This is a genomic window from Arthrobacter sp. FW306-04-A (assembly GCF_044358315.1).
Classification (GTDB): domain Bacteria; phylum Actinomycetota; class Actinomycetes; order Actinomycetales; family Micrococcaceae; genus Arthrobacter.
Map to the genome: position 1 here is coordinate 3,310,158 of NZ_CP084559.1, position 25,851 is coordinate 3,336,008.

Below are 25,851 nucleotides of genomic sequence, written 5' to 3' on the forward strand. Positions count from 1 at the left end.
TCATCGCAAAAGCCCTTCGTAGTGACGTTGTTGTAGCTGCGCATCAATCTGCTTGACGGTTTCGAGGCCAACACCGACCATGATCAAAATTGACGTGCCACCGAACGGGAAGTTCTGGTTGGCGTTGATCAGGACGAGTGCAACCAGCGGAATCAACGCCACGAAGCCCAGGTAAAGGGCGCCAGGGAGGGTGATTCTGGAAAGCACGTACTGCAGGTAGTCCGCGGTCGGTTTACCCGCCCGGATGCCCGGAATGAACCCGCCATACTTCTTCATGTTGTCCGAGACCTCTTCAGGGTTGAAGGTGATCGCGACATAGAAGTACGTGAAGAAAACAATCATGAGGAAATACAGCGCCATGTAGATGGGGTGGTCGCCACGGGTGAGGTTGTTGTTGACCCACTCAACCCATGGGGCCAGGGACTCTCCTGCCTTGGGCCGATTGAACTGTGCAATCAGTCCGGGCAGGTAGAGCATGGAGGAAGCAAAGATGACGGGCACGACGCCGGCCATGTTCACCTTGATGGGGATGTAGGTGCTGGTGCCGCCCACGGTGCGCCGGCCGATCATACGCTTGGCGTACTGGACCGGAATGCGCCGCTGGGACTGCTCAACGAATACCACGAGCGCTACGGTCACCAGGCCGATGGCCAACACCGTGAAGAAGGTGCCCGGGCCCTTGGAACGCCAGATGGCACCCAGGGAGGTCGGGAAGCCGGCAGCGATGGAGGTGAAGATGAGCAGGGACATACCGTTGCCCACGCCCTTCTCGGTCACCAGTTCGCCCATCCACATGATGAGGCCCGTACCGGCCGTCAGCGTGATGACCACAAGAATCGTGGCGATGATGCTGGTGTCCGGGATGATCGGCAGCTGGCAGTTGGGCAGCAGCTGCCCGGAGCGCGCGAGGGACACCAGGGTGGTGGCGTTCAACAGACCCAGCGCGATCGTCAGATAGCGCGTGTACTGCGTCAGCTTCGACTGGCCCGAGGCACCTTCTTCGTACAGTTGCTGGAACCGCGGAATGACCACGCGGAGCAACTGCACGATGATGCTGGCCGTGATGTACGGCATGATCCCCAGGGCAAAGATCGAAACCTGCAGCAGTGCACCGCCGCTGAAAAGGTTGACGAGCTGGTAGAGGCCGCCCTGGTCCTGATTGCTTGACAAACATTGCTGAACATTTTGGTAGCTCACACCAGGCGAGGGTATAAAAGCGCCCAAGCGGAAGATTGTGATGATTCCCAGCGTGAACAACAACTTGCGTCGCAGATCAGGCGTCCGAAAAGCCCGGCCGAATGCGGTTAGCAAGCGTCCTCCTGAGTTAAAAGTCCAAGGGTGTCGAAGGGGTCATTGAAACCCAACACCCGAGTCTAACGGCTTCATACGCCATGCGAACAATCGAGGGGGTCGCACCACACGAAAAACTCCCGGCGCGAGGGGCCGAAGCCCCCCACACCGGGAGTCGATTCACAGCGGGCTGTGCCCACAGAGCCCTTAGAGGGCTGTGGTGGTTCCGCCTGCTGCTGCAATCTTTTCAGCTGCGCTGGAAGAGAAAGCGTGGGCGGTGACGTCAACCTTGACGGTGATGTCGCCGGTGCCCAGCACCTTGACGGGCTGGTTCTTGCGAACGGCACCCTTCTCAACCAGGGACTCGACGGTGACAACGCCACCTTCCGGGAACAACTCGTTGAGCTTGTCCAGGTTTACAACCTGGAACTCAACCCGGAACGGGTTCTTGAAGCCGCGAAGCTTGGGCAGGCGCATGTGCAGCGGCAACTGGCCGCCGGCAAAGCCAGCCTTGACCTGGTAGCGCGCCTTCGTACCCTTGGTACCGCGACCGGCGGTCTTACCCTTGGAGCCTTCACCACGACCAACACGGGTCTTGGCAGTCTTGGCACCCGGGGCGGGACGCAGGTGGTGGACCTTCAGAGTGTTCTGCTTGTCGGCAGCCTCTGCGGCGGTTTTGTTCTCAGCCATTACTTCGCCTCCTCTACATTCACGAGGTGCGGAACCGTGTTGAGCATTCCCACAGTCACGGCATCAGCGGTACGGACAACAGTGTGTCCAATGCGCTTGAGGCCGAGGGACCGCAGGGTTTCACGCTGGTTCTGCTTGGCGCCGATGACGCCCTTGATCTGGGTGATCTCCAACTGAGCGTCGGAGGGAGTCAGGTTCTTAGCCATGACTAAACACCTGCCTTCTGGTTCTGGAGTGCGCGCACCAGAGCAGGAGGAGCAACCTCGTCCAGCGGCAGGCCACGGCGGGCTGCCACGGAAGCGGGCTCTTCCAGTCGCTTCAGGGCGTCAACAGTCGCGTGAACGATGTTGATGGCGTTCGAGGAACCGAGCGACTTGGAGAGAACGTCGTGGATACCGACGCATTCCAGTACCGCGCGGACCGGACCACCGGCGATAACACCGGTACCCGGGGAAGCCGGACGCAACATGACAACGCCTGCTGCGGCCTCACCCTGCACGCGGTGCGGGATGCTGCTGCCAACGCGGGGAACGCGGAAGAAGGACTTCTTAGCCTCTTCAACGCCCTTTGCGATAGCTGCCGGAACTTCCTTGGCCTTGCCGTAGCCAACGCCAACCATGCCGTTACCGTCACCGACGACCACCAGGGCGGTGAAGCTGAAGCGACGACCACCCTTGACGACCTTGGCAACACGGTTGATGGTTACAACGCGCTCTACGAACTGGCTCTTCTCGGCCTCGCGACCGCCGTCGCGGCCACCACGGCCACCACGGTCGCCGCGGCCCTGGCCACGGTCACCACGCTCGCCACGACGGCCGCCGCGGCGGTCGTCGGTAGCAGCAGCGGTCTCAGTTGCCTCAGCAGCTGCAGCTTCAGTCACCTGAATGTCCTTTTCGTTATTCTCAACGGTCACAGTGCCAGCCCACCTTCGCGTGCACCGTCAGCGACGGCGGCGATGCGGCCGTGGTACTTGTTACCACCGCGGTCGAAGACAACAGCTTCAATGCCTGCAGCCTTGGCACGCTCTGCAACGAGCTCGCCGACGCGCTTGGCCTTGGCAGTCTTGTCGCCATCGAGTGCACGAAGGTCAGCTTCCAGCGTGGAAGCGGAAGCCACGGTTACACCCTTGCTGTCATCGACAACCTGGACGAAGATGTGGCGTGCGGAGCGGTTGACGACCAGACGAGGACGAACAGCCGTGCCGGTGATGCGCTTGCGGATACGAAGCTGGCGACGGCTGCGTGCAGCAGACTTGCTCTTGTTCGTACGCTTCTTGTTAATTGCGATGGCCATGGTTTACTTACCAGCCTTTCCGACCTTGCGGCGGATAACTTCGCCGGCGTAACGGACACCCTTGCCCTTGTAGGGGTCGGGCTTGCGCAGCTTGCGAATGTTGGCAGCAACCTCGCCGACCTGCTGCTTGGAGATACCAGCGACGGAGAGCTTGGTCGGCCCCTCCACCGTGAAGGTGATGCCTTCCGGAGCGGAGACATTGACCGGGTGGCTGAAGCCGAGAGCGAACTCAAGGTCAGAACCCTTGGCCTGAACACGGTAACCAGTGCCTACGATTTCAAGCTTCTTCTCGTAGCCCTTGGTGACGCCCTCGATCATGTTGGCGATCAGGGTGCGGGTCAGGCCGTGCAGGGAACGCGAAGTGCGCTCGTCGTTCGGGCGGGTGACAGTCAAGGTGCTCTCGTCCAAGGTGACCTCGATCGGGCTGGCTACAGTGTGGCTCAGCTCGCCTTTGGTGCCCTTGACGTTGATGACAGAGCCATCAACCTTGACTTCAACGCCGGCAGGAACGGTGATGGGGAGACGTCCAATACGTGACATTATTCTCTTCCTTTCCCGTTACCAGACGTACGCGAGGACTTCGCCGCCCACGCCCTTCTTGCCGGCCTGCTTGTCAGTCAGGAGGCCGGAAGAGGTGGACAGGATTGCGATACCCAGGCCACCCAGCACGTGAGGCAGGTTGGTGGACTTCGCGTAAACGCGGAGACCAGGCTTGGAAATGCGGCGGACACCAGCAATCGAACGCTCGCGGTTCGGACCGAACTTGAGGTCGATGGTCAGCTTCTTGCCGACTTCGGCTTCCTCTTCCTTCCATGCAGCGATGTAGCCTTCTGCCTTCAGGATGTCGGCAACGCGTGCCTTGAGCTTGCTGTAAGGCATGCTCACGGTGTCGTGGTATGCCGAGTTGGCGTTGCGCAGACGCGTAAGCATGTCTGCGACAGGATCTGTCATAGTCATTTGGGCTCTTGCCCTTCCTCGTAATGGTTTCCGCGTTGGCTGATCAAGCAGCCGCGGCCGGACCTACTACGTAGTTGTTAGTCTTCGGATTTGAACGGGAAGCCAAGCGCCTTGAGCAGCGCGCGGCCTTCGTCATCGGTCTTTGCCGTGGTGACAACCGTGATGTCCATGCCGCGTACGCGGTCGATGGAGTCCTGGTTGATCTCGTGGAACATAACCTGCTCGGTCAGACCGAAGGTGTAGTTGCCGTTGCCGTCGAACTGCTTGCCGCTGAGGCCGCGGAAGTCGCGGATACGGGGCAGTGCGAGGGTCACGAGGCGGTCCACGAATTCCCACATGCGGTCTCCACGCAGAGTTGCGTGTGCACCGATGGGCATGCCTTCGCGCAGCTTGAACTGGGCGATGGACTTGCGGGCCTTGGTTACCTGCGGCTTCTGGCCGGTGATCAGGGTGAGGTCGCGGACAGCGCCGTCGATCAGTTTGGAGTCCTTGGCGGCATCTCCAACACCCATGTTCACAACAACCTTCACCAGGCGGGGAACCTGGTTCACGTTCTTGTACTCGAATTCCTCAACCAGGGTCTGCTTGATGGAATCGGCGTACTTCGTCTTCAGACGCGGAACGATCTTCGCTGGAGTCTCGAGAGTCTCAGTCATTAGATGTCCTTCCCGGATGCCTTGGACACGCGGATACGAACGGTCTTGGAGTTGCCGTCCTTCTCAACGGTCTCGAGGCGGAAACCAACGCGGGTCGGCTTCTTGGTCGAGGGGTCAACAAGAGCAACGTTGGAGACGTGAATCGGGGCCTCAACGACCTCGATCCCACCAGTCTTGGTGCCGCGCTGCGACTGACCGACCTTGGTGTGCTTGGTGACGCGGTTGATGCCTTCTACCAGGACGCGGTTGGTCTCGGTGAACACGCGCAGAACCTTGCCCTGCTTCCCACGGTCGCCGCCACGTTCCTGCTTGGCGCCGGTGATGACCTGAACCAGGTCACCCTTCTTGATCTTTGCACCCATGGGTTACAGCACCTCCGGAGCCAGCGAAACGATCTTCATGAACTTCTTGTCACGGAGCTCACGACCAACCGGGCCGAAGATACGGGTACCGCGGGGGTCGCCGTCGTTCTTCAGAATCACAGCTGCGTTCTCGTCAAACTTGATGTAGGAACCATCCGCACGGCGGCGTTCCTTCTTGGTACGAACGATGACAGCCTTAACGACGTCACCCTTCTTTACGTTGCCGCCAGGGATAGCGTCCTTGACGGTTGCGACGATGACGTCGCCAATGCCTGCGTAGCGACGGCCGGATCCGCCGAGAACGCGAATGGTAAGGATTTCCTTAGCACCCGTGTTGTCGGCGACCTTCAGTCGCGACTCCTGCTGAATCAATTTTTACTCCTTGCGTCGCGCCGGTTCTCAGACCGAAATGGAGCATACGGAATGAGCCTTGCGGAACGGATGATCGGGGTGTCTCTTGACCTGCCTGGATTTTGCCAGAGCAAGCCTAAACTCCCGTGCCGCCAGCATCAGCTTCCCTTGCGGAAATAGCTGCGCGGGGCAGTATGCCGCGGCACGATTGTTTACGAGGTAGTTGTCGACGCACAACTGGCGCCATACAAACTCAATATCCTAGCACGCTTTATGCTAAGGACCGAAACGCGGAAAGGCCCGCATTCCTTCCGGAATGCGGGCCTTTCCTGCCAATCCATATCGCTGCCGGGCACAAGCCCGACGCGGGATTACTTAGCCTTTTCGAGGATCTCGACCAGGCGCCACCGCTTGGTAGCGGACAGCGGGCGGGTCTCCGCGATCAGAACGAGGTCGCCGATGCCGGCAGTGTTCTGCTCGTCGTGAGCCTTGATCTTCGAGGTGCGGCGAATGACCTTGCCGTAGAGAGCGTGCTTCACGCGGTCTTCAACCTGAATAACGATGGTTTTTTCCATCTTGTCAGAGACCACGTAGCCGCGACGCGTCTTACGGTAACCGCGCTGTTCAGCGCTGGCTGCTGCTTCCGTCACAGTTTCCTTCTGTTCGCTCACTTGGCGTCCTCTCCAGCCTCAGCTTCGGCCTTTTCAGCCTTGGCTTCTGCCTTTTTGGACTTCTTTTCTTCCTTGGCTTCCACAACCGGTGCGGCAACCTCGGCACGAATGCCCAGCTCGCGCTCACGGAGAACGGTGTAGATGCGGGCGATGTCCTTCTTTACCGCGCGCAAACGACCGTGGTTCTCCAGCTGACCGGTGGCGGACTGGAAACGCAGGTTGAACAGCTCTTCCTTGGCCTTGCGGAGTTCTTCAACGAGTCGCTCGTTGTCGAAACCGTCCAGCTGTGCGGATGCAAGTTCCTTGGATCCTACTGCCATTTCTATTCACCACCTTCGCGACGCAGAATGCGTGCCTTCAACGGGAGCTTGTGGATTGCCAAGCGCAGTGCCTCACGGGCAACCGATTCTTCGACACCGGCGATCTCAAAGAGAACCCGGCCCGGCTTGACGTTTGCGACCCACCATTCCGGAGAACCCTTACCGGAACCCATGCGGGTTTCGGCCGGCTTCTTCGTCAGCGGACGGTCCGGATAGATGTTGATCCAGACCTTGCCGCCACGCTTGATGTGGCGGGTCATCGCAATACGGGCAGACTCGATCTGACGGTTCGTGACGTAGGCCGGGCTCAGGGCCTGGATGCCGTACTCACCGAAAGTGACCTTGGTGCCGCCCGTTGCAGCGCCGGAACGACCCGGGTGGTGCTGCTTACGGTGCTTGACTCGACGTGGGATAAGCATTTAAGCCTGTCCTCCTTCTGCCGCGGGAGCAGCAGCTTCAGCTGCCGGAGCCTCTGCAGCAACAGGTGCCGCATCCGCTGCCGGACGGTCGGTACGACGACGGCGGTCACCACGGTCTGCGCCACCCGGGCGGCCCGGGCGGTCGCTGGGACCGCGGCCGCGGGACGGAGCAGCAGCTGCCTGCTGAGCCAGTTCCTTGGCGGTGACGTCGCCCTTGTAGATCCAGACCTTCACGCCGATGCGGCCGAAGGTGGTCTTGGCCTCGTAGAAGCCGTAGTCGATGTTCGCACGCAGGGTGTGCAGGGGCACACGGCCTTCGCGGTAGAACTCCGAGCGGGACATTTCTGCGCCACCCAGTCGACCGGAGCAAGCGATACGGATACCCTTGGCACCCGCGCGCTGTGCGGACTGCATGGCCTTCTTCATCGCACGGCGGAAAGCCACGCGGGAAGTCAGCTGCTCGGCAACGCCCTGGGCAACAAGCTGGGCTTCCATCTCGGGGTTCTTGACCTCGAGGATGTTCAGCTGGACCTGCTTGCCGGTGAGCTTTTCGAGCTCGCCGCGAATGCGGTCCGCTTCTGCACCGCGGCGGCCGATGACGATGCCCGGGCGAGCCGTGTGGATGTCCACGCGGACACGGTCACGGGTGCGCTCGATTTCGACCTTGGCGATACCAGCGCGCTCCATGCCCGTGGACATGAGCTGGCGGATGCGGATGTCTTCGCGAACGAAGTCCTTGTACCGCTGGCCAGCCTTGGTGCTGTCAGCAAACCAGTGCGATACGTGATCGGTGGTGATGCCGAGTCGGAACCCGTGCGGGTTTACTTTCTGTCCCACTTAGCGAGCCTCCTCTTTCTCCGGGGTAGCGACTACCACGGTGATGTGGCTCGTGCGCTTCTTGATCTGAAATGCGCGACCCTGAGCACGCGGCTGGAACCGCTTCATGGTCGGGCCTTCATCAACAAACGCTTCGCTGATGTAGAGGTCTCCTTCGTCAAAGGCAACGCCGTCGCGGTCCGCGAGGACCCGTGCGTTTGCCATTGCCGACTGAACTACCTTGAATACCGGCTCCGAAGCTGCCTGTTCGGCGAACTTCAGAATTGCCAGAGCCTCATTCGCTTGCTTACCACGAACAAGGTTGACGACGCGCCGGGCCTTCATAGGCGTTACGCGGATGTGACGCGCAATAGCCTTGGCTTCCATTGCTTTCCTTCTCTCGTCTAAGCCGTAGAGCCAGCGCCTTAGCGGCGCTTGCCCTTACGGTCGTCCTTGACATGGCCGCGGAATGTCCGCGTGGGAGCGAATTCGCCGAGCTTGTGCCCGACCATCGACTCAGTGACAAACACCGGAATGTGCTTGCGTCCGTCGTGAACGGCAATCGTGTGACCCAACATGTCCGGGACGATCATCGAACGGCGGGACCAGGTCTTGATGACGTTCTTGGTGCCCTTTTCGTTTTCCCTGGCGACCTTTACAAAGAGGTGCTGGTCTACGAAAGGACCTTTTTTCAGGCTGCGTGGCATGTGTCCAGGCTCCTATCGCTTGTTCTTGCCAGTACGGCGGCGACGAACAATAAGCTTGTCGCTCTCTTTGTTGGGGCGGCGGGTGCGGCCTTCACGCTTACCGTTCGGGTTGACCGGGTGACGTCCACCGGAAGTCTTACCTTCACCACCACCATGCGGGTGATCGACCGGGTTCATGGCGACACCACGGACGGTCGGGCGAACGCCCTTCCAGCGCATACGGCCGGCCTTGCCCCAGTTGATGTTCGACTGCTCGGCGTTGCCGACCTCGCCGACGGTTGCGCGGCAGCGCACGTCAACGTTGCGGATTTCACCGGAGGGCAGACGCAGCTGGGCGAAACGGCCTTCCTTGGCGACGAGCTGAACCGACGCACCTGCGGAACGGGCCATCTTGGCGCCGCCACCCGGACGCAGTTCAACTGCGTGGATGGTGGTACCAACCGGGATGTTGCGCAGCGGCAGGTTGTTGCCCGGCTTGATGTCAGCGTCGGGGCCAGCCTCGACGAAGTCACCCTGGGACAACTTGTTCGGGGCGATGATGTAACGCTTGGTGCCATCAACGTAGTGCAGGAGGGCGATGCGAGCCGTGCGGTTCGGATCGTACTCGATTTCGGCAACGCGGGCGTTGACGCCGTCCTTGTCGTGGCGACGGAAGTCGATCAGACGGTACTGGCGCTTGTGTCCACCACCCTTGTGGCGGGTAGTGATCTTACCGGTGTTGTTACGGCCGCCAGTCTTGTGCAGCGGACGCAGCAACGACTTTTCCGGAGTCGATCGCGTGATTTCGGAGAAGTCGGCTACGCTCGAGCCGCGACGGCCCGGGGTAGTCGGCTTGTATTTACGGATTCCCATAATTCATTTCCTCGTTAAAGTGGTCTCCGCTACGCGAGCGGACCGCCGAAGATGTCGATAGTGCCTTCTTTGAGGGTGACAATCGCACGCTTGGTGCTCTTGCGCTGACCCCATCCGAATTTGGTGCGCTTGCGCTTACCGGCACGGTTGATGGTGTTGATCGATTCGACCTTGACGGAGAAAATCTTCTCCACGGCCAGCTTGATCTCGGTCTTGTTCGAGCGGGGGTCCACCAGGAAGGTGTACTTGCCCTCGTCGATCAGGCCGTAGCTCTTTTCCGAAACGACGGGTGCAATGACGACGTCGCGCGGGTCTTTGATGGTGGCTGCACTCACTTGGCATCCTCCTCGTTCTTTGCCTTGTCAGCGATGAAAGCCTCGAAAGCAGCCTTGGTGAAGACCACGTCGTCGGCAACCAGCACGTCGTAGGTGTTCAGCTGGTCTGCGTACAGAACGTGAACATCCGTGAGGTTGCGCACCGACAGTGCTGCAACATCGTTGGCGCGCTCGATAACAACGAGCAGGTTCCTGCGCTCGGAGACTGACTTCAGCGCGGCCAGTGCTTCCTTGGAGGAGGGCTTGGTGCCCGCGACCAGATCGGCAATGACGTGGATGCGACCGTTACGGGCGCGGTCAGACAGGGCGCCACGCAGTGCGGCAGCCTTCATCTTCTTGGGGGTGCGCTGGCTGTAGTCACGCGGCGTCGGGCCGTGGACAATGCCACCACCGGTCATGTGAGGAGCACGGATGGAACCCTGACGGGCGCGGCCGGTGCCCTTCTGCTTGAACGGCTTGCGGCCAGCACCGGAAACTTCGGCGCGGGTCTTGGTCTTGTGGGTACCCTGGCGAGCAGCAGCGAGCTGTGCGACGACGACCTGGTGCAGCAGCGGCACGTTGGTCTGAACATCGAAGATCTCTGCGGGCAGGTCTACCTTGACAGTGCTAGTCATTGAACTAGGCTCCCTTCACGGCGGTGCGTACGAGTACGACCTGGCCGCGGGCACCGGGGACGGCACCCTTGATAAGGAGCAGCGACTTCTCAACGTCAACAGCGTGAACCGTGAGGTTCAGCGTAGTGTGACGTTCTGCGCCCATGCGGCCGGCCATTTTCAGACCCTTGAAGACGCGGCTCGGGGTGGATGCGCCACCGATGGAACCGGGCTTGCGGTGGTTCTTGTGCGCACCGTGGGAGGCTCCAACACCGTGGAAGCCGTGACGCTTCATAACACCGGCGAAGCCTTTACCCTTGCTGGTGCCGACGACGTCGATCTTCTGACCGGCTTCGAAGAGCTCAACAGAAAGCTCCTGGCCCAGTTCGTAAGACGCGGCGTCTGCGGTGCGCAGTTCGACGACGTGGCGGCGAGGAGTTACGCCAGCCTTTTCAAAGTGACCAGCCAGCGGCTTGGTGACCTTGCGGGGATCGATCTGGCCGTAGCCGATCTGAACGGCGACATAGCCATCGGTCTCTGCGTTGCGCAGCTGGGTGATGACGTTGGAGTCAGCCTGGACGACAGTTACCGGGATGAGCTTGTTGTTCTCGTCCCAGACCTGGGTCATGCCGAGCTTCGTGCCCAGCAGGCCCTTTACGTTACGGGTTGCGGTCATAGTTTTCTCAGCACCTCCCTACAGCTTGATTTCGATGTTCACGTCGGCCGGCAGGTCGAGACGCATAAGCGAGTCGACAGCCTTGGGCGTGGGGTCGATGATGTCGATCAGACGCTTGTGAGTACGCATTTCAAAGTGCTCACGGCTGTCCTTGTACTTGTGCGGAGAGCGGATCACGCAGTAGATGTTCTTCTCCGTGGGCAGCGGCACGGGGCCCACTACCGTTGCGCCTGCGCGCGTGACCGTCTCAACGATCTTCCGCGCTGAAACATCAATGACCTCATGGTCATATGACTTCAGCCGGATGCGGATTTTTTGTCCCGCCATGTCGCCTGACTCTCTTTCAGTCTGTGCTTCCCTCGAATAAGGGCTGCCCTGTTCACTTAAGTGTTGTATGTGGCTGCCGAAGCATTTGAAGTAGTACTACCACCCGCCGCACAAGCTGAATCCGGAGGGATCCGGGTTCCTCAACTTGCCGGTGTAACCGACCCCCGCGGTCGGGCGTGTCGCAATTTCCACGCAAACTCGTCCGCATTCCTTTGGGGATCTGGGTTATGTTTGGGCTTCAGCTTGGACCCTGACACCCGGCATTATCCGGATCGGGACACGAAGAAGCGCTTGAACAACTCACCTAGTATGCCGGAATTCCCCGGCATAAGCCAATCGGATTCCCAATGACCATTGCAATCGGCTCATAGCGTCAGGATGATAGGGGGATGACCGTCCAAGATGCTGCCATGGTGGAAGACCTCGCCAGTCGCATCCGGCCAGCGTTCACCTTGGGTGTCGCGGCGGCGGCATTCCAGATCGAGGGCTCGCTCACGGCGGACGGACGGGGACCATCTAGTTGGGATGCGTTCGCCGAAAAGCCTGGAGCCATCATCAACGGCCACTCCCCCGCAGTCGCCTGCGACCACTACAACCGGGCGGACGAGGACATAGCCCTCATGCAGGACCTCGGCGTGGATTCCTACCGGTTCTCCCTCTCCTGGCCCCGGATCCAACCAGGCGGCAAGGGACCCATCAACCAGCAGGGCCTGGACTTCTACGACCGCCTGATCGACAAGCTCCTGAAGGCCGGAATCTCCCCTATGGTGACCCTCTACCATTGGGATACTCCCCTGCCATTGGAGCACGACGGCGGTTGGTTGAATCGTGCGACGGCGGAGCGGTTCGCCGAATATTCCGCTGCGGCCGCAGGCCGCTTCGGCGACCGCGTGGCTCAGTGGGTCACCCTGAACGAACCCGTTTCGGTCGCTTTGCAAGGCTATGCCCTTGGCGTCCATGCGCCCGGCAGGCGGCTGCTCTTCGATGCCCTTCCCGCCGCCCACCATCAGTTATTGGGGCATGGCCTGGCTGTCCAGGCCTTGCGTGCCGCCGGCGTTGCGGGAACCGTTGGCGTGGCCAACGTGCACTCGCCAGTCCAGCCCGCGACTAAGAGACTCACGGACCGCCTCATGGCGAGGGCCTTCGACCTCATCTTCAACCGGCTTTATGCCGATCCCATCCTCTTGGGTAGATACCCGAAGCCCCCGCTGCAGGTGAAACCGTGGTTCCGGGCCCTGGGCAACGTCCGGGACGAGGACCTCAAGACGATCCACCAGCCGTTGGACTTCTACGGCGTGAACTATTACTACCCCATCAAGGTCGCCGCTGGCCGCGGCGACGTAAGCTCGCCGGGCAACAACTCCGACATGCTGGCGAAGCTCCCGTTCCACCTGGCGGCATTCCCCGAATATGAAACCACCGGATTTGGTTGGCCGGTGGCACCCGAACATCTCGGAATCCTGCTGCGGGAGCTGAAGGACCGCTACGGGGCGGCCCTACCTCCCCTGTTCATCACAGAAAGCGGTGCGAGCTTTCCGGAGCCGGACCACTCCATGGGGCCTGTTCACGACTCCGACCGCATCAGCTATCTTGCTTCGCACCTTGGCCAGGCATTGCGGGCCACCGCGCCCGGCGGGATCGCCCACGACGTCGAACTTCTTGGCTACTACGTGTGGACGTTGCTGGACAACTTCGAATGGGCCGCCGGATACTCACAGCGCTTCGGGCTGGTGCATGTGGACTTCGATACCCTCGAAAGAACCCCCAAGGACTCGTTCTATTGGTACCAGTCTTTAAGCAGGGCGCGCCAAAGCTGATCGACAGTCTGTTTTATAGACCGATCGTGCTAAATCATTCCTTCTTGTTCGCCCGGTTGATCCGCTTGGCACGCTCGATTTCGCGGCGGAAATACTTCTTTCCCCAGAAGATCCCGACCACCACTACAACAACCACGATCAGAAAAATGAGCCATCCCATTCCGCATTCCTCCTTGGATGCAACGCTATCAGGCTGCCGTTCATCTATTCGATAGATGAACGGCAGCAAAGAAGAACCCCGCCACGAAAGTGACGGGGTTCTTCTTTGGTTTGCTACTGGCCGCCAGGCGGCCGGTCCTTCACCGATCTACAAGTAGAAACTACTTGATGATCTTGGTGACACGTCCCGAACCAACGGTGCGGCCACCTTCACGGATTGCGAAGCCGAGGCCCTCTTCCATAGCGATCGGCTGGATGAGCTCAACGGTCATCTCAGTGTTGTCGCCAGGCATAACCATTTCCGTGCCTTCCGGCAGGGTGATAACGCCGGTTACGTCCGTGGTACGGAAGTAGAACTGCGGGCGGTAGTTCGAGTAGAACGGGTTGTGACGTCCGCCTTCATCCTTGGAAAGGATGTAGACGTTGGCCTCGAAGTCGGTGTGCGGGGTGATGGAACCCGGCTTGACGACAACCTGGCCGCGCTCGACGTCGTCGCGCTTCAGACCGCGGAGCAGGAGGCCACAGTTCTCGCCGGCCCATGCTTCGTCGAGCTGCTTGTGGAACATCTCGATACCAGTAACGGTGGTCTTCTGGATCGGACGGATACCAACGATTTCAACCTCAGAGTTGATCGCGAGGGTGCCGCGCTCGGCGCGACCCGTAACAACGGTGCCACGGCCGGTGATCGTGAAGACGTCTTCGATCGGCATCAGGAACGGCTTGTCACGGTCACGAACGGGGTCCGGAACCGAGTTGTCGACAGCTTCCATCAGGTCCTCGACGGACTTGACCCAAACCGGGTCGCCTTCGAGTGCCTTGAGGCCGGAAACACGCACAACCGGAGCGTCGTCGCCATCGAAGCCCTGAGCGCTGAGCAGCTCGCGAACTTCCATTTCAACGAGGTCGAGAAGCTCTTCGTCGTCGACCATGTCCGACTTGTTCAGCGCGACCAGCAGGTAGGGGACACCAACCTGGCGGGCGAGCAGAACGTGCTCGCGGGTCTGAGCCATCGGGCCGTCAGTGGCGGCAACCACGAGGATCGCACCGTCCATCTGGGCAGCACCGGTGATCATGTTCTTGATGTAGTCAGCGTGACCCGGAGCGTCTACGTGTGCGTAGTGGCGCTTCTCAGTCTGGTACTCAACGTGGGAGATGTTGATGGTGATACCACGCTGGCGCTCTTCCGGAGCAGAGTCAATCGACGCGAAGTCGCGCTGCTCGTTGAGAGTGGGGTACTTGTCGTACAGCACCTTGGAAATGGCGGCAGTCAGCGTCGTCTTACCGTGGTCAACGTGACCAATGGTGCCGATGTTGACGTGCGGCTTAGTCCGCTCGAACTTTGCCTTTGCCACAGGTTCCTCCTAGAACGATTTCAAGTGAGTTGCTCCTCGGCCGCGCTTTTCGCGGCAGAAACTCCAGCAAGTCTACTTGGGGGCTTTGGTTTTGGTGAAATTGCAGATTCAGGGACCAATGCTAGTACCTGGAGTCTGTTCGCGCAGGGGCCGGAGCGGGGCCTGGGCCACGTCCCAGCCGCCTGCACTGGATGCTTTCCCGGAACCGGGCCAGCATCCTGGATTTTCCGTCGGTGATTACTCGCCGCGGTTCTTCTGGATGATCTCGTCGGCAACTGCCTTCGGGACCTCGGCGTAGCTGTTGAACGTCATGGAGTACACAGCACGGCCCTGGGTCTTCGAACGCAGGTCACCGATGTAGCCGAACATGCCGGACAGCGGAACGTGCGCACGGATCACCTTGACGCCAGCGGCATCTTCCATGGACTGCATCTGGCCACGACGGGAGTTCAGGTCACCAATAACTTCACCCATGTATTCCTCAGGGGTGCGGACCTCAACATCCATCAGCGGTTCGAGCAGAACAGGGTTCGCCTTGCGTGCAGCTTCCTTGAAAGCCATACGGCCAGCGATCTTGAACGCCATTTCCGAGGAGTCAACATCGTGGTACGCGCCGTCAATCAGCGTGGCCTTGATGCCGACAACCGGGTAGCCGGCCAGAACGCCGTCGTTGAGTGCATCCTGGATGCCCGCGTCAACGGACGGGATGTACTCGCGGGGCACGCGGCCACCGGTGACCTTGTTCTCGAACGCGTAGAGCTCGCCGTCGGCGGTGTCCATCGGCTCGATAGCGATCTGGATCTTTGCGAACTGACCCGAACCACCGGTCTGCTTCTTGTGCGTGTAGTCGTGACGCTCTACAGCGCGCTTGATGGTTTCGCGGTAAGCAACCTGCGGCTTGCCGACGTTTGCCTCGACCTTGAATTCGCGGCGCATGCGGTCCACCAGGATGTCCAGGTGGAGTTCGCCCATGCCGGCGATGATGGTCTGACCGGTGTCCTCGTTGAGGGAGACCTGGAAGGTCGGGTCCTCAGCAGAGAGCTTCTGGATGGCCGTGGAGAGCTTCTCCTGGTCACCCTTGGTGTTCGGCTCGATGGCAACCGAGATCACGGGCTCCGGGAAGCTCATGGACTCGAGAACGATCTGGTTGGCGGAGTCGCACAGGGTGTCGCCCGTGGTGGTGTCCTTCAGACCGATAGCTGCGTAGATGTGGCCGGCGGTAGCGCCCTCAACAGGCATTTCCTTGTTGGCGTGCATCTGGAACAGCTTGCCGATGCGCTCCTTCTTGCCCTTGGTGGAGTTGACCACCTGGGCGCCTGCTTCCACGTGACCGGAGTACACGCGGATGAAGGTGAGCTGACCGAAGAACGGGTGCGCGGCAATCTTGAACGCGAGGGCCGAGAACGGCTCCTCGGCAGAAGGCTTGCGGGTGAGTTCCTTCTCTTCGTCGCGCGGGTCGTGACCGACCATTGGCGGGACGTCGAGCGGGTTCGGCAGGAAGTCAACAACAGCATCCAGCATCGGCTGTACGCCACGGTTCTTGAAGGCAGAACCACAGAGAACCGGGTAGAGCTCAGAGTTGATGGTCATCTTGCGGATGCCGGCCTTGAGCTCCTCGACAGTGAGTTCTTCACCATCAAGGTACTTTTCCATGAGTTCCTCGGAAGCCTCGGCAACAGTCTCAACGAGCTGTGCGCGGTATTCCTCGGCCTTGGCCTGGAGATCGGCGGGGATCTCCTGGACCTCGTACTTGGCACCCATGGTGACGTCACCCTTGGCATCGCCCGGCCACACCAGCGCGCGCATCTCAAGGAGATCCACGACGCCGACGAAGTCGTTCTCTGCACCGATCGGCAGCTGGATAACCAGCGGCTTGGCGCCGAGGCGGCTGATGATGGTGTCTACGGTGAAGTAGAAGTCAGCACCGAGCTTGTCCATCTTGTTGACGAAGCAGATCCGCGGCACGTTGTACTTGTCGGCCTGGCGCCAAACAGTCTCGGACTGCGGCTCAACGCCTTCCTTGCCATCGAAGACAGCAACGGCGCCGTCGAGGACGCGCAAGGAGCGCTCAACCTCAACCGTGAAGTCCACGTGGCCCGGGGTGTCGATGATGTTGATCTGGTTCTTGTCCCAGAAGCAGGTCACGGCGGCAGACGTGATGGTGATGCCGCGTTCCTTTTCCTGTTCCATCCAGTCGGTCGTCGAAGCACCGTCGTGCGTTTCGCCGATCTTGTGGTTCACACCTGTGTAGAACAGGATGCGCTCGGTGGTGGTGGTCTTGCCGGCATCGATGTGGGCCATGATGCCGATGTTGCGGACCTTGCTAAGGTCGGTAAGCACGTCCTGTGCCACGGTGTCTCCCTTTCGGATGGACTACACGTTCGCCGCCAGCTCAGGGAGCCGGCGGCGTACGGGAAGTTTTACCAGCGGTAGTGTGCGAAGGCCTTGTTCGACTCGGCCATCTTGTGGGTGTCTTCGCGACGCTTCACAGCGGCACCGAGACCGTTGGACGCATCCAGGATTTCGTTCTGGAGGCGCTCGGTCATCGTCTTCTCGCGGCGGGCCTTGGAGTAGCCAACCAGCCAACGCAGGGCGAGGGCAGTGGAGCGGCCCGGCTTGACCTCAACGGGAACCTGGTAGGTTGCGCCACCGACACGGCGGGAGCGAACCTCGAGGGAAGGCTTGACGTTGTCCATGGCCTTCTTGAGGGCGGCGACGGGGTCGCCACCGGACTTGGCGCGTGCACCTTCGAGGGCGCCGTAAACGATGCGCTCTGCGGTGGACTTCTTGCCGTCAATCAGAACCTTGTTGATCAGCTGGGTGACCAACGGGGAACCGTAAACGGGATCGGAAACTAGCGGCCGCTTCGGGGCCGGACCCTTGCGAGGCATATTACTTCTTCTCCATCTTTGCGCCGTAGCGGCTGCGGGCCTGCTTGCGGTTCTTGACACCCTGGGTATCGAGGGCACCACGGACGATCTTGTAACGGACACCCGGGAGGTCCTTCACACGACCACCACGGACGAGCACGATGGAGTGCTCCTGGAGGTTGTGGCCAACACCGGGGATGTAGGCGGTAACTTCAACGCCACCGTTGAGGCGCACACGTGCAACCTTACGCAGAGCCGAGTTCGGCTTCTTCGGGGTGGTCGTGTAAACGCGGGTGCAAACACCGCGGCGCATCGGGCTGCCCTTAAGCGCGGGAGCCTTGGTCTTGGAGACCTTAGGCGTGCGGCCCTTGCGGACCAGCTGGTTAATCGTAGGCACTTTCGTGTTCTCCGTTGGTTGATCTCTGCTCCGCGCCCAGGCATTAGCCTGTGTTTGCGTGAGAGCTTTGGCGTTGTCCCTGCGGCCCCGGGTCCGAAGATCCAGTGGGCGTGCAAAAGTGCGGCATTCGTTGCGCACGTAGCCCGCAACCCGGAAACAGGCACCACCGAAGCATCATGAGAACAAAACCGAAATGATGCTGCGGCGGCCTTCATCCACTGCCACACAGAACAATTACGAAAATTCTAGCATGGCTTGATCTGGGGCCTTAATCGGGTGTAAAGCGGTAATCCACGACGGCGGGTGCGTGCCGCCGTCGTCGGGCACCCAACGGGAAGGACCCCGCACTCACTGAGTACGGGGTCCTTCCTTCGAGTCGCAGACTTCTCAGCGGAAGTCGTTGCCGAGATCGTAGTCATCCAGCGGGATGGCGTGGAACTCGGGAGCTCCGTCGCCGCCCAGGGCGTCATACGAGAAGTCGGTGAAGGCGCTGGGGCCTGTGAACAGGCTTGCCTTTGCTTCTTCAGTCGGCTCCACGGTGACCTCGGTGTAACGGGGCAGGCCCGTACCGGCCGGGATGAGCTTACCGATGATGACGTTCTCCTTGAGGCCAAGCAGCGGGTCGCTCTTGCCTTCCATGGCCGCCTGCGTCAGAACGCGGGTGGTTTCCTGGAAGGAAGCGGCCGACAGCCAGGACTCGGTTGCCAGAGATGCCTTGGTGATACCCATGAGCTCCGGGCGGCCGGAAGCCGGGGTACGGCCCTCGGACACCACGCGACGGTTCTCGTCCTCGAAGCGGCTGCGCTCAGCGAGCTCGCCCGGAAGCAGATCGGAGTCGCCGGATTCGATGACGGTCACGCGGCGCAGCATCTGGCGGACGATGACTTCCACGTGCTTGTCGTGGATGCCAATGCCCTGGCTGCGGTAAACGCCCTGGACCTCGTCCACCAGGAACTTCTGGGCGGCACGAGGACCCATGATGCGCAGAACCTGCTTCGGGTCCACAGGACCGTTGATCAGCTTCTGGCCGACGCTGACGTGCTCGCCATCCTCGATGAGGAGGCGGGAACGGCGCAGCACCGGGTAGGCGATCTCCTCGGAGCCATCGTCCGGGGTGATGATGAGGCGCATCTGGCGCTCGGACTCTTCGATGGCGATGCGGCCGGCTGCTTCAGCAATCGGTGCAACACCCTTCGGAGTACGGGCTTCGAAGAGCTCCTGGATACGGGGCAGACCCTGGGTGATGTCGTCGCCACCGCTGGCGGAAACAGCACCACCGGTGTGGAACGTACGCATGGTCAGCTGGGTACCGGGTTCACCGATCGACTGTGCGGCGATAATGCCGACGGCCTCTCCGATGTCCACGGTCTTGCCGGTTGCCAGCGAACGGCCGTAGCAGAGCGCACAGGTACCGACCTTGGACTCACAGGTGAGCACGGAGCGGACCTTGACCTCGGTGATACCGGCCGCGAGCAGCTCGGCAATGACGACGTCGCCGCAGTCGGTGCCGGCAGCTGCCAGCACTGCGCCCTTGGAGTCGACGACGTCGACGGCGAGGGTACGTGCGTAGGCGCTGTTCTCGACGTTCTCGTCAAGGACCAGCTCACCGTTGGAGTCCGGTACGGCGATTGCGGTCATGAGACCGCGCTCAGTGCCACAGTCCTCTTCACGGACGATGACGTCCTGCGAAACGTCCACCAGACGACGGGTCAAGTAACCCGAGTTGGCGGTACGCAGGGCGGTGTCGGCCAGACCCTTACGGGCACCGTGCGTGGCGATGAAGTATTCCAGCACCGACAGGCCCTCGCGGTACGAGGACTTGATCGGACGCGGGATGATCTCACCCTTCGGGTTGGCCACAAGACCACGGATACCCGCGATCTGGCGGACCTGCATCCAGTTACCACGTGCACCGGAGGACACCATGCGGTTGATGGTGTTCATCGGGGACAGGCTGTCACGCATCGCCTGGGCGATTTCGTTGGTGGCCTTGTTCCAGATCTCGATCAGTTCCTGGCGACGCTCGTCGTCGTCGATCAGGCCCTTGTCGTACTGGCCCTGGATCTTGGCAGCCATGGTCTCGTAACCGGCCAGGATGGCCGGCTTGGAGGTGGGCACCTCGATGTCGGAGATTGCCACGGTGACGCCCGAGCGGGTTGCCCAGTAGAAACCGGCATCCTTCAGGTTGTCCAGCGTTGCGGCCGTGACAACCTTCGGGTAGCGCTCTGCGAGGTCGTTGACGATCCGGGAAAGCTCGCCCTTGTCGGCAACAGCTTCAACCCACGGGTAGTCCTCCGGGAGGGTCTCGTTGAAGAGAACCTGGCCGAGGGAGGTCTGGACCAGCGCGGTCCGACCCGGCTCCCAACCTTCCGGAGCTTCCCAGCCGGCGTAAGGAACAAAGCCCTCAAGACGGATTTTGACCTGGGAGTTCAGGTGCAGCTCGCGGGCGTCGTAGGCCATGATGGCTTCCGCAACCGAGGAGAAGATACGGCCTTCGCCTGCCGAACCAACACGCTTGGTGGTCAGGTGGTACAGGCCGATGATCATATCCTGCGAAGGCAGGGTCACCGGACGGCCATCAGACGGCTTCAGGATGTTGTTCGAGGAGAGCATCAGGATGCGGGCTTCAGCCTGGGCTTCGGGGCTCAGCGGCAGGTGGACTGCCATCTGGTCGCCGTCGAAGTCTGCGTTGAAGGCACCACAAACCAGCGGGTGAAGCTGGATCGCCTTGCCTTCAACAAGCTGCGGCTCGAATGCCTGGATGCCGAGGCGGTGCAAGGTAGGTGCACGGTTGAGCAGCACCGGGTGTTCGGTGATGATCTCTTCCAGCACGTCCCAGACCTGCGGGCGGTAACGCTCGACCATGCGCTTTGCCGACTTGATGTTCTGCGCGTGGTTGAGGTCAACCAGTCGCTTCATCACGAACGGCTTGAAGAGCTCCAGGGCCATCTGCTTGGGCAGACCACACTGGTGCAGCTTCAGCTGCGGGCCGACGACGATGACCGAACGGCCTGAGTAGTCGACGCGCTTGCCGAGCAGGTTCTGGCGGAAACGGCCCTGCTTGCCCTTGAGCATGTCGCTCAGGGACTTCAGCGGACGGTTGCCCGGACCTGTGACGGGACGGCCACGACGGCCGTTGTCGAAGAGGCTGTCAACAGCTTCCTGAAGCATGCGCTTCTCGTTGTTGACGATGATCTCCGGAGCACCGAGGTCAAGCAATCGCTTGAGTCGGTTGTTGCGGTTGATCACGCGGCGGTAGAGGTCGTTGAGGTCGGAGGTCGCGAAGCGGCCACCGTCCAGCTGGACCATCGGGCGCAGTTCCGGCGGGATCACCGGGACAGCGTCCAGCACCATGCCGAGCGGGCTGTTGCTGGTAGTCAGGAACGCATTGACAACCTTCAGGCGCTTGAGGGCACGGGTCTTGCGCTGGCCCTTGCCGTTCTGGATGGTGTCGCGCAGGGACTCAGACTCTGCCTGCATGTCGAAGTTCTCAAGACGCTTCTTGATGGCTTCGGCACCCATGGAGCCTTCGAAGTACATGCCATACCGGTCGCGCAGTTCGCGGTACAGGCCTTCGTCACCTTCGAGGTCTGCGACCTTGAGGTTCTTGAACCGGTCCCAGACCTGCTCGAGGCGCTCGATCTCAGCGTCCGCACGCTTGCGGACGTTGGCCATCTGACGATCCGCAGAGTCGCGGGCCTTCTTCTTGTCCGCAGCCTTGGCGCCTTCGCCTTCGAGGCGGGCGAGCTCGTCCTCAAGGTCGCGGGCAATCGTTGCGATGTCGCTGTCGCGGTTGTCGACGAGCTGCTTCTTCTCGAGGTCGTGCTCAACCTGGAGGTTCGGCAGTTCCGCGTGACGGCTCTCGGTGTCCACGCTGGTGATCATGTAGGCAGCGAAGTAGATGACCTTTTCAAGGTCCTTCGGTGCCAGGTCAAGGAGGTAGCCCAAACGGGAGGGAACGCCCTTGAAGTACCAGATGTGCGTGACGGGAGCAGCCAGTTCGATGTGGCCCATGCGTTCGCGGCGCACCTTGGCGCGTGTGACTTCAACGCCACAACGCTCACAGATGATGCCCTTGAAGCGCACGCGCTTGTACTTGCCGCAGTAGCATTCCCAGTCGCGGGACGGGCCGAAGATCTTCTCGCAGAAGAGGCCGTCCTTCTCGGGCTTGAGCGTGCGGTAGTTGATGGTTTCCGGCTTCTTGACCTCACCGTACGACCAGCCGCGGATGTCTTCCGCGGTGGCTAGGCCGATCTGCATGAGGCCGAAGGAGGATTCGCTGGACATATGGTCCCTGTTCTCTCTTGTTCTCTAAATTCTGAAGTCTTGATTTACGGAAAGAGGCAGCTGCCTTGGCTGGCGGTACGCACCGCCAGCCAAAAGCGGCTGTTTAGACCTCTTCTACGGAGCTGGGCTCTGCGCGAGACAGATCAATGCCCAGTTCTTCCGCAGCCGTAAAGACTGCGTCATCAGAGTCACGCATTTCGATCGTCGTACCATCCGTGGAAAGAACTTCCACGTTCAGGCACAGCGACTGCATTTCCTTGATCAAGACCTTGAAGGATTCCGGAACGCCAGGCTCGGGGATGTTCTCGCCCTTGACGATGGCTTCGTAAACCTTCACGCGGCCGTGGATGTCATCCGACTTGATCGTGAGCAGTTCCTGGAGGGTGTAGGCGGCGCCGTATGCTTCGAGCGCCCACACTTCCATTTCACCGAAGCGCTGGCCACCGAACTGTGCCTTACCACCCAGCGGCTGCTGCGTGATCATGGAGTACGGGCCGGTGGAACGCGCGTGGATCTTGTCGTCCACCAAGTGGTGGAGCTTCAGGATGTACATGTAGCCCACGGAGACGGGGTCCGGGAACGGCTCGCCGGAGCGGCCGTCGAACAAACGGGTCTTGCCGGAGGAGTCGATCAGGCGGTCACCGTCGCGGGTCACGTTGGTAGAATCCAGCAGACCTGTGATTTCCTCTTCGCGTGCACCGTCGAACACCGGGGTGGCGACAGTGGTCTGGCCGGTTTCACGAGGCAGGTTCGGAAGGTTCTTGACCCACTCCGGCTCGCCTTCGATCTTCCAACCGGTCTTGGCAACCCAACCGAGGTGCGTTTCAAGCACCTGGCCGACGTTCATTCGGCCCGGAACACCCAGGGGGTTCAGAACGATGTCCACCGGTGTCCCGTCAGCAAGGAACGGCATGTCTTCGATCGGGAGGATCTTGGAGATGACGCCCTTGTTACCGTGGCGGCCAGCGAGCTTGTCGCCGTCGGTGATCTTGCGCTTAGCGGCAACGTAGACGCGAACCAGCTGGTTGACGCCCGGGGGCAGCTCGTCGTCGTTGTCGCGGTCGAAGACACGCACGCCGATAACCGTGCCGGACTCGCCGTGGGGAACCTTCAAGGAGGTGTCACGCACTTCGCGGGACTTCTCGCCGAAGATCGCGCGGAGCAGGCGCTCTTCCGGGGTCAGTTCGGTTTCACCCTTCGGGGTGACCTTACCGACCAGGATGTCGCCGGCTTCAACCTCGGCACCGATGTGGATGATGCCGCGCTCGTCCAGTCCTGCGAGGACTTCCTCGGACACGTTGGGGATGTCACGGGTGATTTCCTCGGCACCAAGCTTGGTGTCGCGGGCATCGATCTCGTGCTCCTCGATGTGGATGGAGGAAAGGACGTCCTCAGCGACGATGCGCTGCGACAGGATGATGGCGTCCTCGAAGTTGTGGCCCTCCCAGGACATGAATGCCACGAGAAGGTTCTTACCGAGGGCAAGTTCACCCTGATCCGTTGCCGGGCCGTCAGCGATGATGCCGCCGACCTCGAGGCGCTGGCCTTCGTTGACCAAGACACGGTGGTTGTAGCAGTTGCCCTGGTTGGAACGGGCGAACTTGTTGATGCGGTAGCTGGTTTCCGTACCGTCGTCGTTAAGCATGGTGACGAGGTCAGCGGAAACTTCGTTGACGACACCGGCCTTCTTCGCGATGACAACGTCACCGGCGTCGACGGCGGCAGCGCGCTCCATGCCGGTACCCACGAACGGGGCCTCGGAACGGACCAGCGGCACAGCCTGGCGCTGCATGTTCGCACCCATGAGTGCGCGGTTTGCATCGTCATGCTCAAGGAACGGAATCAGAGCGGTAGCTACGGACACCATCTGGCGCGGGGAGACGTCCATGAACTGAACTTCGCCAGCCGGAACCAGAACGGGCTCGCCTCCACCACCACGGGCACGGACAAGCACGGTTTCTTCCGCGAACTTCTTGTCGGCATCCAGCGGTGCGTTGGCCTGTGCAATCAGGACTTCGGCTTCGTCGTCGGCGGTGAGGTACTGGACCTCATCGGAAACGACGCCCTCGGAAACCAGGCGGTACGGAGTCTCGATGAAACCGAACGGGTTGATGCGGCCATAGGAAGCCAACGAACCGATCAGACCAATGTTCGGACCTTCAGGAGTTTCGATGGGGCACATACGTCCGTAGTGGGACGGGTGAACGTCTCGAACTTCCATGCCGGCGCGGTCACGGGACAGACCACCCGGCCCAAGAGCCGACAGGCGGCGCTTGTGGGTCAGACCCGACAACGGGTTGTTCTGGTCCATGAACTGGGACAGCTGGGACGTTCCGAAGAACTCCTTGATTGCTGCCACAACAGGACGGATGTTGATCAGGGTCTGCGGCGTGATGGCTTCGACGTCCTGCGTGGTCATGCGTTCGCGGACGACGCGCTCCATGCGGGACAGGCCGGTGCGGACCTGGTTTTCGATCAGTTCGCCAACGGCGCGGATGCGGCGGTTACCGAAGTGGTCGATGTCATCGATCTCGACGCGGAGCTCGTGGTCTTCGCCGTCTCGCTTGCCCATGAGGGTTTTCTCGCCGGCGTGAAGCGCGACGAGGAACTTGATCATGGCGACGATGTCTTCAACGTGCAGGACCGAAGCTTCCTTGTCGCCAAGGGAGCGGTCGATGCCGAGCTTGCGGTTGATCTTGTAACGGCCAACCTTGGCCAGATCATAGCGCTTGGCGTTGAAGTACAGGTTGTCCAGTAGCGACTGGGCAGCCTCGACGGTGGGCGGCTCGCCCGGACGCAGCTTGCGGTAGATGTCCAGAAGAGCGTCTTCGCGGGTTTCGGTGGCGTCCTTCTCCAGCGTTGCACGCATGGAGTCGTACTGGCCGAACTCTTCCAGGATCTGGCCTTCGGTCCAACCAAGGGCCTTCAGCAGAACGGTTACCGACTGCTTGCGCTTGCGGTCGAGGCGTACGCCGACCTGGTCGCGCTTGTCGATTTCGAGCTCGAACCATGCACCGCGGGACGGGATGATCTTTGCAGTGAAGATGTCTTTGTCACTGGTCTTGTCAGCGGTGCGCTCAAAGTAGGCGCCCGGCGAACGAACCAGCTGGGAGACGACGACACGCTCGGTGCCGTTGACAACAAACGTTCCCTTCTCTGTCATGAGAGGGAAATCGCCCATGAACACGGTCTGCTGCTTGATTTCACCCGTGTTGTTGTTCATGAACTCGGCCTTGACATACAGCGGTGCCGAGTAAGTGGCGTCACGGTCTTTGCATTCGGCCATGGTGTACTTCGGATCAGCGAACTCCGGCTCGGAGAAGCTCAGGGACATAGTGCCCTGGAAGTCCTCGATGGGGGAGATCTCTTCGAAGATGTCGGCAAGTCCAGAGGTAGTGGCGACGCTCAGGTCGCCTTCCTCGACGGCCTTCGCTACCCGCGCCTGCCAGCGTTCGTTTCCGACCAGCCAGTCAAAGCTGTCTGTCTGCAGTGCGAGCAGATTCGGAACGTCCAGCGGTTCGTGAATCTTTGCGAATGAGAGCCGGCGAGTTGCACCATCGGTGCTTGCCGTATTAGCGGTTTCGTTATTAGAGGTGCTCGAGGCGACCAAGAGGGATCCTTCCACAGACCTTCAGGCGTTTTCAGATCTCCCCC

29 protein-coding genes are annotated in these 25,851 nt (G+C 60.8%); 1 reads left to right on the forward strand and 28 read right to left on the reverse strand.

Translation table 11 applies throughout. The features are described from left to right. The 21 genes from secY to rpsJ all read right to left on the reverse strand — a co-directional run bounded on the left by secY (position 1) and on the right by rpsJ (position 11,315). The gene (gene secY / locus LFT43_RS15290) at positions 1-1,311 is read right to left on the reverse strand and encodes a preprotein translocase subunit SecY (protein WP_395798161.1); all 1,311 of its coding nucleotides are present in this window, start codon (positions 1,309-1,311) and stop codon (positions 1-3) included. A gap of 186 nt (positions 1,312-1,497) precedes the next feature. Next, the gene (gene rplO / locus LFT43_RS15295) at positions 1,498-1,980 is read right to left on the reverse strand and encodes a 50S ribosomal protein L15 (protein WP_184740612.1); all 483 of its coding nucleotides are present in this window, start codon (positions 1,978-1,980) and stop codon (positions 1,498-1,500) included. Continuing rightward, positions 1,980-2,186: a 50S ribosomal protein L30 gene (gene rpmD / locus LFT43_RS15300; protein ID WP_059387371.1), complete on the reverse strand. Its 207-nt coding sequence runs from the start codon at positions 2,184-2,186 to the stop codon at positions 1,980-1,982. Before rpmD ends, rplO begins: the two co-directional genes overlap by 1 nt. Before the next feature lie 2 nt (positions 2,187-2,188). Further along, positions 2,189-2,860 (reverse strand): 30S ribosomal protein S5, encoded by a 672-nt coding sequence (rpsE, locus tag LFT43_RS15305; protein ID WP_265979332.1) that lies wholly within the window; start codon positions 2,858-2,860, stop codon positions 2,189-2,191. Between the two features lie 29 nt (positions 2,861-2,889). Then, positions 2,890-3,273 (reverse strand): 50S ribosomal protein L18, encoded by a 384-nt coding sequence (rplR, locus tag LFT43_RS15310; protein WP_265979331.1) that lies wholly within the window; start codon positions 3,271-3,273, stop codon positions 2,890-2,892. Between the two features lie 3 nt (positions 3,274-3,276). Then, the gene (gene rplF, locus LFT43_RS15315) at positions 3,277-3,813 is read right to left on the reverse strand and encodes a 50S ribosomal protein L6 (RefSeq protein WP_236812277.1); all 537 of its coding nucleotides are present in this window, start codon (positions 3,811-3,813) and stop codon (positions 3,277-3,279) included. A gap of 18 nt (positions 3,814-3,831) precedes the next feature. After that, the gene (gene rpsH / locus LFT43_RS15320; protein WP_028265096.1) at positions 3,832-4,230 is read right to left on the reverse strand and encodes a 30S ribosomal protein S8; all 399 of its coding nucleotides are present in this window, start codon (positions 4,228-4,230) and stop codon (positions 3,832-3,834) included. Between the two features lie 77 nt (positions 4,231-4,307). Next, positions 4,308-4,886, reverse strand: a complete 579-nt coding sequence (gene rplE / locus LFT43_RS15325) for a 50S ribosomal protein L5 (protein WP_395798165.1) — start codon at positions 4,884-4,886, stop codon at positions 4,308-4,310. Beyond that, entirely contained in the window at positions 4,886-5,248 is a 363-nt protein-coding gene (gene rplX, locus LFT43_RS15330; RefSeq protein ID WP_395798167.1) for a 50S ribosomal protein L24, read from the reverse strand. Before rplX ends, rplE begins: the two co-directional genes overlap by 1 nt. Positions 5,249-5,251: 3 nt before the next feature. Beyond that, on the reverse strand, positions 5,252-5,620 hold the full coding sequence (rplN, locus tag LFT43_RS15335; protein WP_003803789.1) for a 50S ribosomal protein L14: 369 nt from the start codon (positions 5,618-5,620) through the stop codon (positions 5,252-5,254). Positions 5,621-5,970: 350 nt separating this feature from the next. Beyond that, positions 5,971-6,270: a 30S ribosomal protein S17 gene (gene rpsQ / locus LFT43_RS15340; protein ID WP_323054727.1), complete on the reverse strand. Its 300-nt coding sequence runs from the start codon at positions 6,268-6,270 to the stop codon at positions 5,971-5,973. Beyond that, positions 6,267-6,590, reverse strand: coding sequence for a 50S ribosomal protein L29 (gene rpmC / locus LFT43_RS15345; RefSeq protein ID WP_269995957.1), 324 nt, complete (start codon positions 6,588-6,590; stop codon positions 6,267-6,269). Before rpmC ends, rpsQ begins: the two co-directional genes overlap by 4 nt. 2 nt (positions 6,591-6,592) lie before the next feature. Continuing rightward, complete coding sequence (gene rplP, locus LFT43_RS15350; protein ID WP_234749058.1) at positions 6,593-7,009, reverse strand: 50S ribosomal protein L16; 417 nt, start codon at positions 7,007-7,009, stop codon at positions 6,593-6,595. After that, positions 7,010-7,846, reverse strand: coding sequence for a 30S ribosomal protein S3 (gene rpsC / locus LFT43_RS15355; protein WP_028265102.1), 837 nt, complete (start codon positions 7,844-7,846; stop codon positions 7,010-7,012). It abuts the gene before it with no gap. Further along, positions 7,847-8,212, reverse strand: coding sequence for a 50S ribosomal protein L22 (gene rplV, locus LFT43_RS15360; protein ID WP_028265103.1), 366 nt, complete (start codon positions 8,210-8,212; stop codon positions 7,847-7,849). It abuts the gene before it with no gap. Positions 8,213-8,250: 38 nt separating this feature from the next. Next, positions 8,251-8,532, reverse strand: a complete 282-nt coding sequence (gene rpsS / locus LFT43_RS15365) for a 30S ribosomal protein S19 (RefSeq protein WP_018773666.1) — start codon at positions 8,530-8,532, stop codon at positions 8,251-8,253. Between the two features lie 12 nt (positions 8,533-8,544). Beyond that, positions 8,545-9,384 (reverse strand): 50S ribosomal protein L2, encoded by an 840-nt coding sequence (rplB, locus tag LFT43_RS15370; protein WP_028265104.1) that lies wholly within the window; start codon positions 9,382-9,384, stop codon positions 8,545-8,547. 29 nt (positions 9,385-9,413) lie between these two features. Continuing rightward, positions 9,414-9,719 carry a 50S ribosomal protein L23 gene (gene rplW / locus LFT43_RS15375; RefSeq protein WP_059387362.1) on the reverse strand — a complete coding sequence of 102 codons (306 nt, stop codon included), beginning with the start codon at positions 9,717-9,719 and terminating at the stop codon, positions 9,414-9,416. Next, positions 9,716-10,333 (reverse strand): 50S ribosomal protein L4, encoded by a 618-nt coding sequence (rplD, locus tag LFT43_RS15380; RefSeq protein ID WP_395798172.1) that lies wholly within the window; start codon positions 10,331-10,333, stop codon positions 9,716-9,718. The genes rplW and rplD overlap by 4 nt, the downstream gene beginning before the upstream one ends. Before the next feature lie 4 nt (positions 10,334-10,337). Then, positions 10,338-10,988 carry a 50S ribosomal protein L3 gene (gene rplC / locus LFT43_RS15385; protein WP_028265107.1) on the reverse strand — a complete coding sequence of 217 codons (651 nt, stop codon included), beginning with the start codon at positions 10,986-10,988 and terminating at the stop codon, positions 10,338-10,340. An 18-nt stretch (positions 10,989-11,006) separates the two neighbouring features. Continuing rightward, positions 11,007-11,315, reverse strand: a complete 309-nt coding sequence (gene rpsJ / locus LFT43_RS15390) for a 30S ribosomal protein S10 (protein ID WP_038464699.1) — start codon at positions 11,313-11,315, stop codon at positions 11,007-11,009. Positions 11,316-11,704: 389 nt separating this feature from the next. On the opposite strand from rpsJ, the gene LFT43_RS15395 reads away from it, so the two are divergent. Then, on the forward strand, positions 11,705-13,132 hold the full coding sequence (locus tag LFT43_RS15395; protein ID WP_395798175.1) for a GH1 family beta-glucosidase: 1,428 nt from the start codon (positions 11,705-11,707) through the stop codon (positions 13,130-13,132). A 34-nt stretch (positions 13,133-13,166) separates the two neighbouring features. Here LFT43_RS15395 and LFT43_RS15400 read toward each other — a convergent pair whose 3' ends face one another. From LFT43_RS15400 to rpoB, 7 genes are all read right to left on the reverse strand, one after another. Then, positions 13,167-13,292 (reverse strand): hypothetical protein, encoded by a 126-nt coding sequence (locus LFT43_RS15400; protein WP_395798177.1) that lies wholly within the window; start codon positions 13,290-13,292, stop codon positions 13,167-13,169. Between the two features lie 160 nt (positions 13,293-13,452). Next, positions 13,453-14,643, reverse strand: coding sequence for an elongation factor Tu (gene tuf, locus LFT43_RS15405; protein WP_234749052.1), 1,191 nt, complete (start codon positions 14,641-14,643; stop codon positions 13,453-13,455). Positions 14,644-14,880: 237 nt separating this feature from the next. Further along, positions 14,881-16,995, reverse strand: a complete 2,115-nt coding sequence (fusA, locus tag LFT43_RS15410; protein WP_395798179.1) for an elongation factor G — start codon at positions 16,993-16,995, stop codon at positions 14,881-14,883. A gap of 68 nt (positions 16,996-17,063) precedes the next feature. Next, complete coding sequence (gene rpsG, locus LFT43_RS15415; RefSeq protein WP_059387355.1) at positions 17,064-17,534, reverse strand: 30S ribosomal protein S7; 471 nt, start codon at positions 17,532-17,534, stop codon at positions 17,064-17,066. Between the two features lies 1 nt (position 17,535). Next, the gene (rpsL, locus tag LFT43_RS15420; RefSeq protein ID WP_009358312.1) at positions 17,536-17,910 is read right to left on the reverse strand and encodes a 30S ribosomal protein S12; all 375 of its coding nucleotides are present in this window, start codon (positions 17,908-17,910) and stop codon (positions 17,536-17,538) included. Positions 17,911-18,297: 387 nt separating this feature from the next. Further along, positions 18,298-22,197 carry a DNA-directed RNA polymerase subunit beta' gene (locus LFT43_RS15425; RefSeq protein WP_395798182.1) on the reverse strand — a complete coding sequence of 1,300 codons (3,900 nt, stop codon included), beginning with the start codon at positions 22,195-22,197 and terminating at the stop codon, positions 18,298-18,300. Between the two features lie 103 nt (positions 22,198-22,300). Next, positions 22,301-25,807, reverse strand: a complete 3,507-nt coding sequence (gene rpoB / locus LFT43_RS15430; protein ID WP_265979297.1) for a DNA-directed RNA polymerase subunit beta — start codon at positions 25,805-25,807, stop codon at positions 22,301-22,303. Between the last annotated feature and the right edge of the window lie 44 nt (positions 25,808-25,851).

Coding starts and splice junctions, on each gene's coding strand:
- rpmC (WP_269995957.1), bottom strand. CDS start 6,590: ATGGCAGTAGGATCCAAGGAACTTGCATCCGCACAGCTGGACGGTTTC.
- rplO (WP_184740612.1), bottom strand. CDS start 1,980: ATGGCTGAGAACAAAACCGCCGCAGAGGCTGCCGACAAGCAGAACACT.
- rpsJ (WP_038464699.1), bottom strand. CDS start 11,315: ATGGCGGGACAAAAAATCCGCATCCGGCTGAAGTCATATGACCATGAG.
- rplP (WP_234749058.1), bottom strand. CDS start 7,009: ATGCTTATCCCACGTCGAGTCAAGCACCGTAAGCAGCACCACCCGGGT.
- rpmD (WP_059387371.1), bottom strand. CDS start 2,186: ATGGCTAAGAACCTGACTCCCTCCGACGCTCAGTTGGAGATCACCCAG.
- LFT43_RS15400 (WP_395798177.1), bottom strand. CDS start 13,292: ATGGGATGGCTCATTTTTCTGATCGTGGTTGTTGTAGTGGTGGTCGGG.
- rpsG (WP_059387355.1), bottom strand. CDS start 17,534: ATGCCTCGCAAGGGTCCGGCCCCGAAGCGGCCGCTAGTTTCCGATCCC.
- rplV (WP_028265103.1), bottom strand. CDS start 8,212: ATGGAAGCCAAGGCTATTGCGCGTCACATCCGCGTAACGCCTATGAAG.
- rplR (WP_265979331.1), bottom strand. CDS start 3,273: ATGGCCATCGCAATTAACAAGAAGCGTACGAACAAGAGCAAGTCTGCT.
- rplD (WP_395798172.1), bottom strand. CDS start 10,333: ATGACTAGCACTGTCAAGGTAGACCTGCCCGCAGAGATCTTCGATGTT.
- rplC (WP_028265107.1), bottom strand. CDS start 10,988: ATGACCGCAACCCGTAACGTAAAGGGCCTGCTGGGCACGAAGCTCGGC.
- rplX (WP_395798167.1), bottom strand. CDS start 5,248: ATGGGTGCAAAGATCAAGAAGGGTGACCTGGTTCAGGTCATCACCGGC.
- rplB (WP_028265104.1), bottom strand. CDS start 9,384: ATGGGAATCCGTAAATACAAGCCGACTACCCCGGGCCGTCGCGGCTCG.
- LFT43_RS15395 (WP_395798175.1), top strand. CDS start 11,705: ATGACCGTCCAAGATGCTGCCATGGTGGAAGACCTCGCCAGTCGCATC.
- rplF (WP_236812277.1), bottom strand. CDS start 3,813: ATGTCACGTATTGGACGTCTCCCCATCACCGTTCCTGCCGGCGTTGAA.
- LFT43_RS15425 (WP_395798182.1), bottom strand. CDS start 22,197: ATGTCCAGCGAATCCTCCTTCGGCCTCATGCAGATCGGCCTAGCCACC.
- rpsH (WP_028265096.1), bottom strand. CDS start 4,230: ATGACTATGACAGATCCTGTCGCAGACATGCTTACGCGTCTGCGCAAC.
- rplE (WP_395798165.1), bottom strand. CDS start 4,886: ATGACTGAGACTCTCGAGACTCCAGCGAAGATCGTTCCGCGTCTGAAG.
- rpsS (WP_018773666.1), bottom strand. CDS start 8,532: ATGCCACGCAGCCTGAAAAAAGGTCCTTTCGTAGACCAGCACCTCTTT.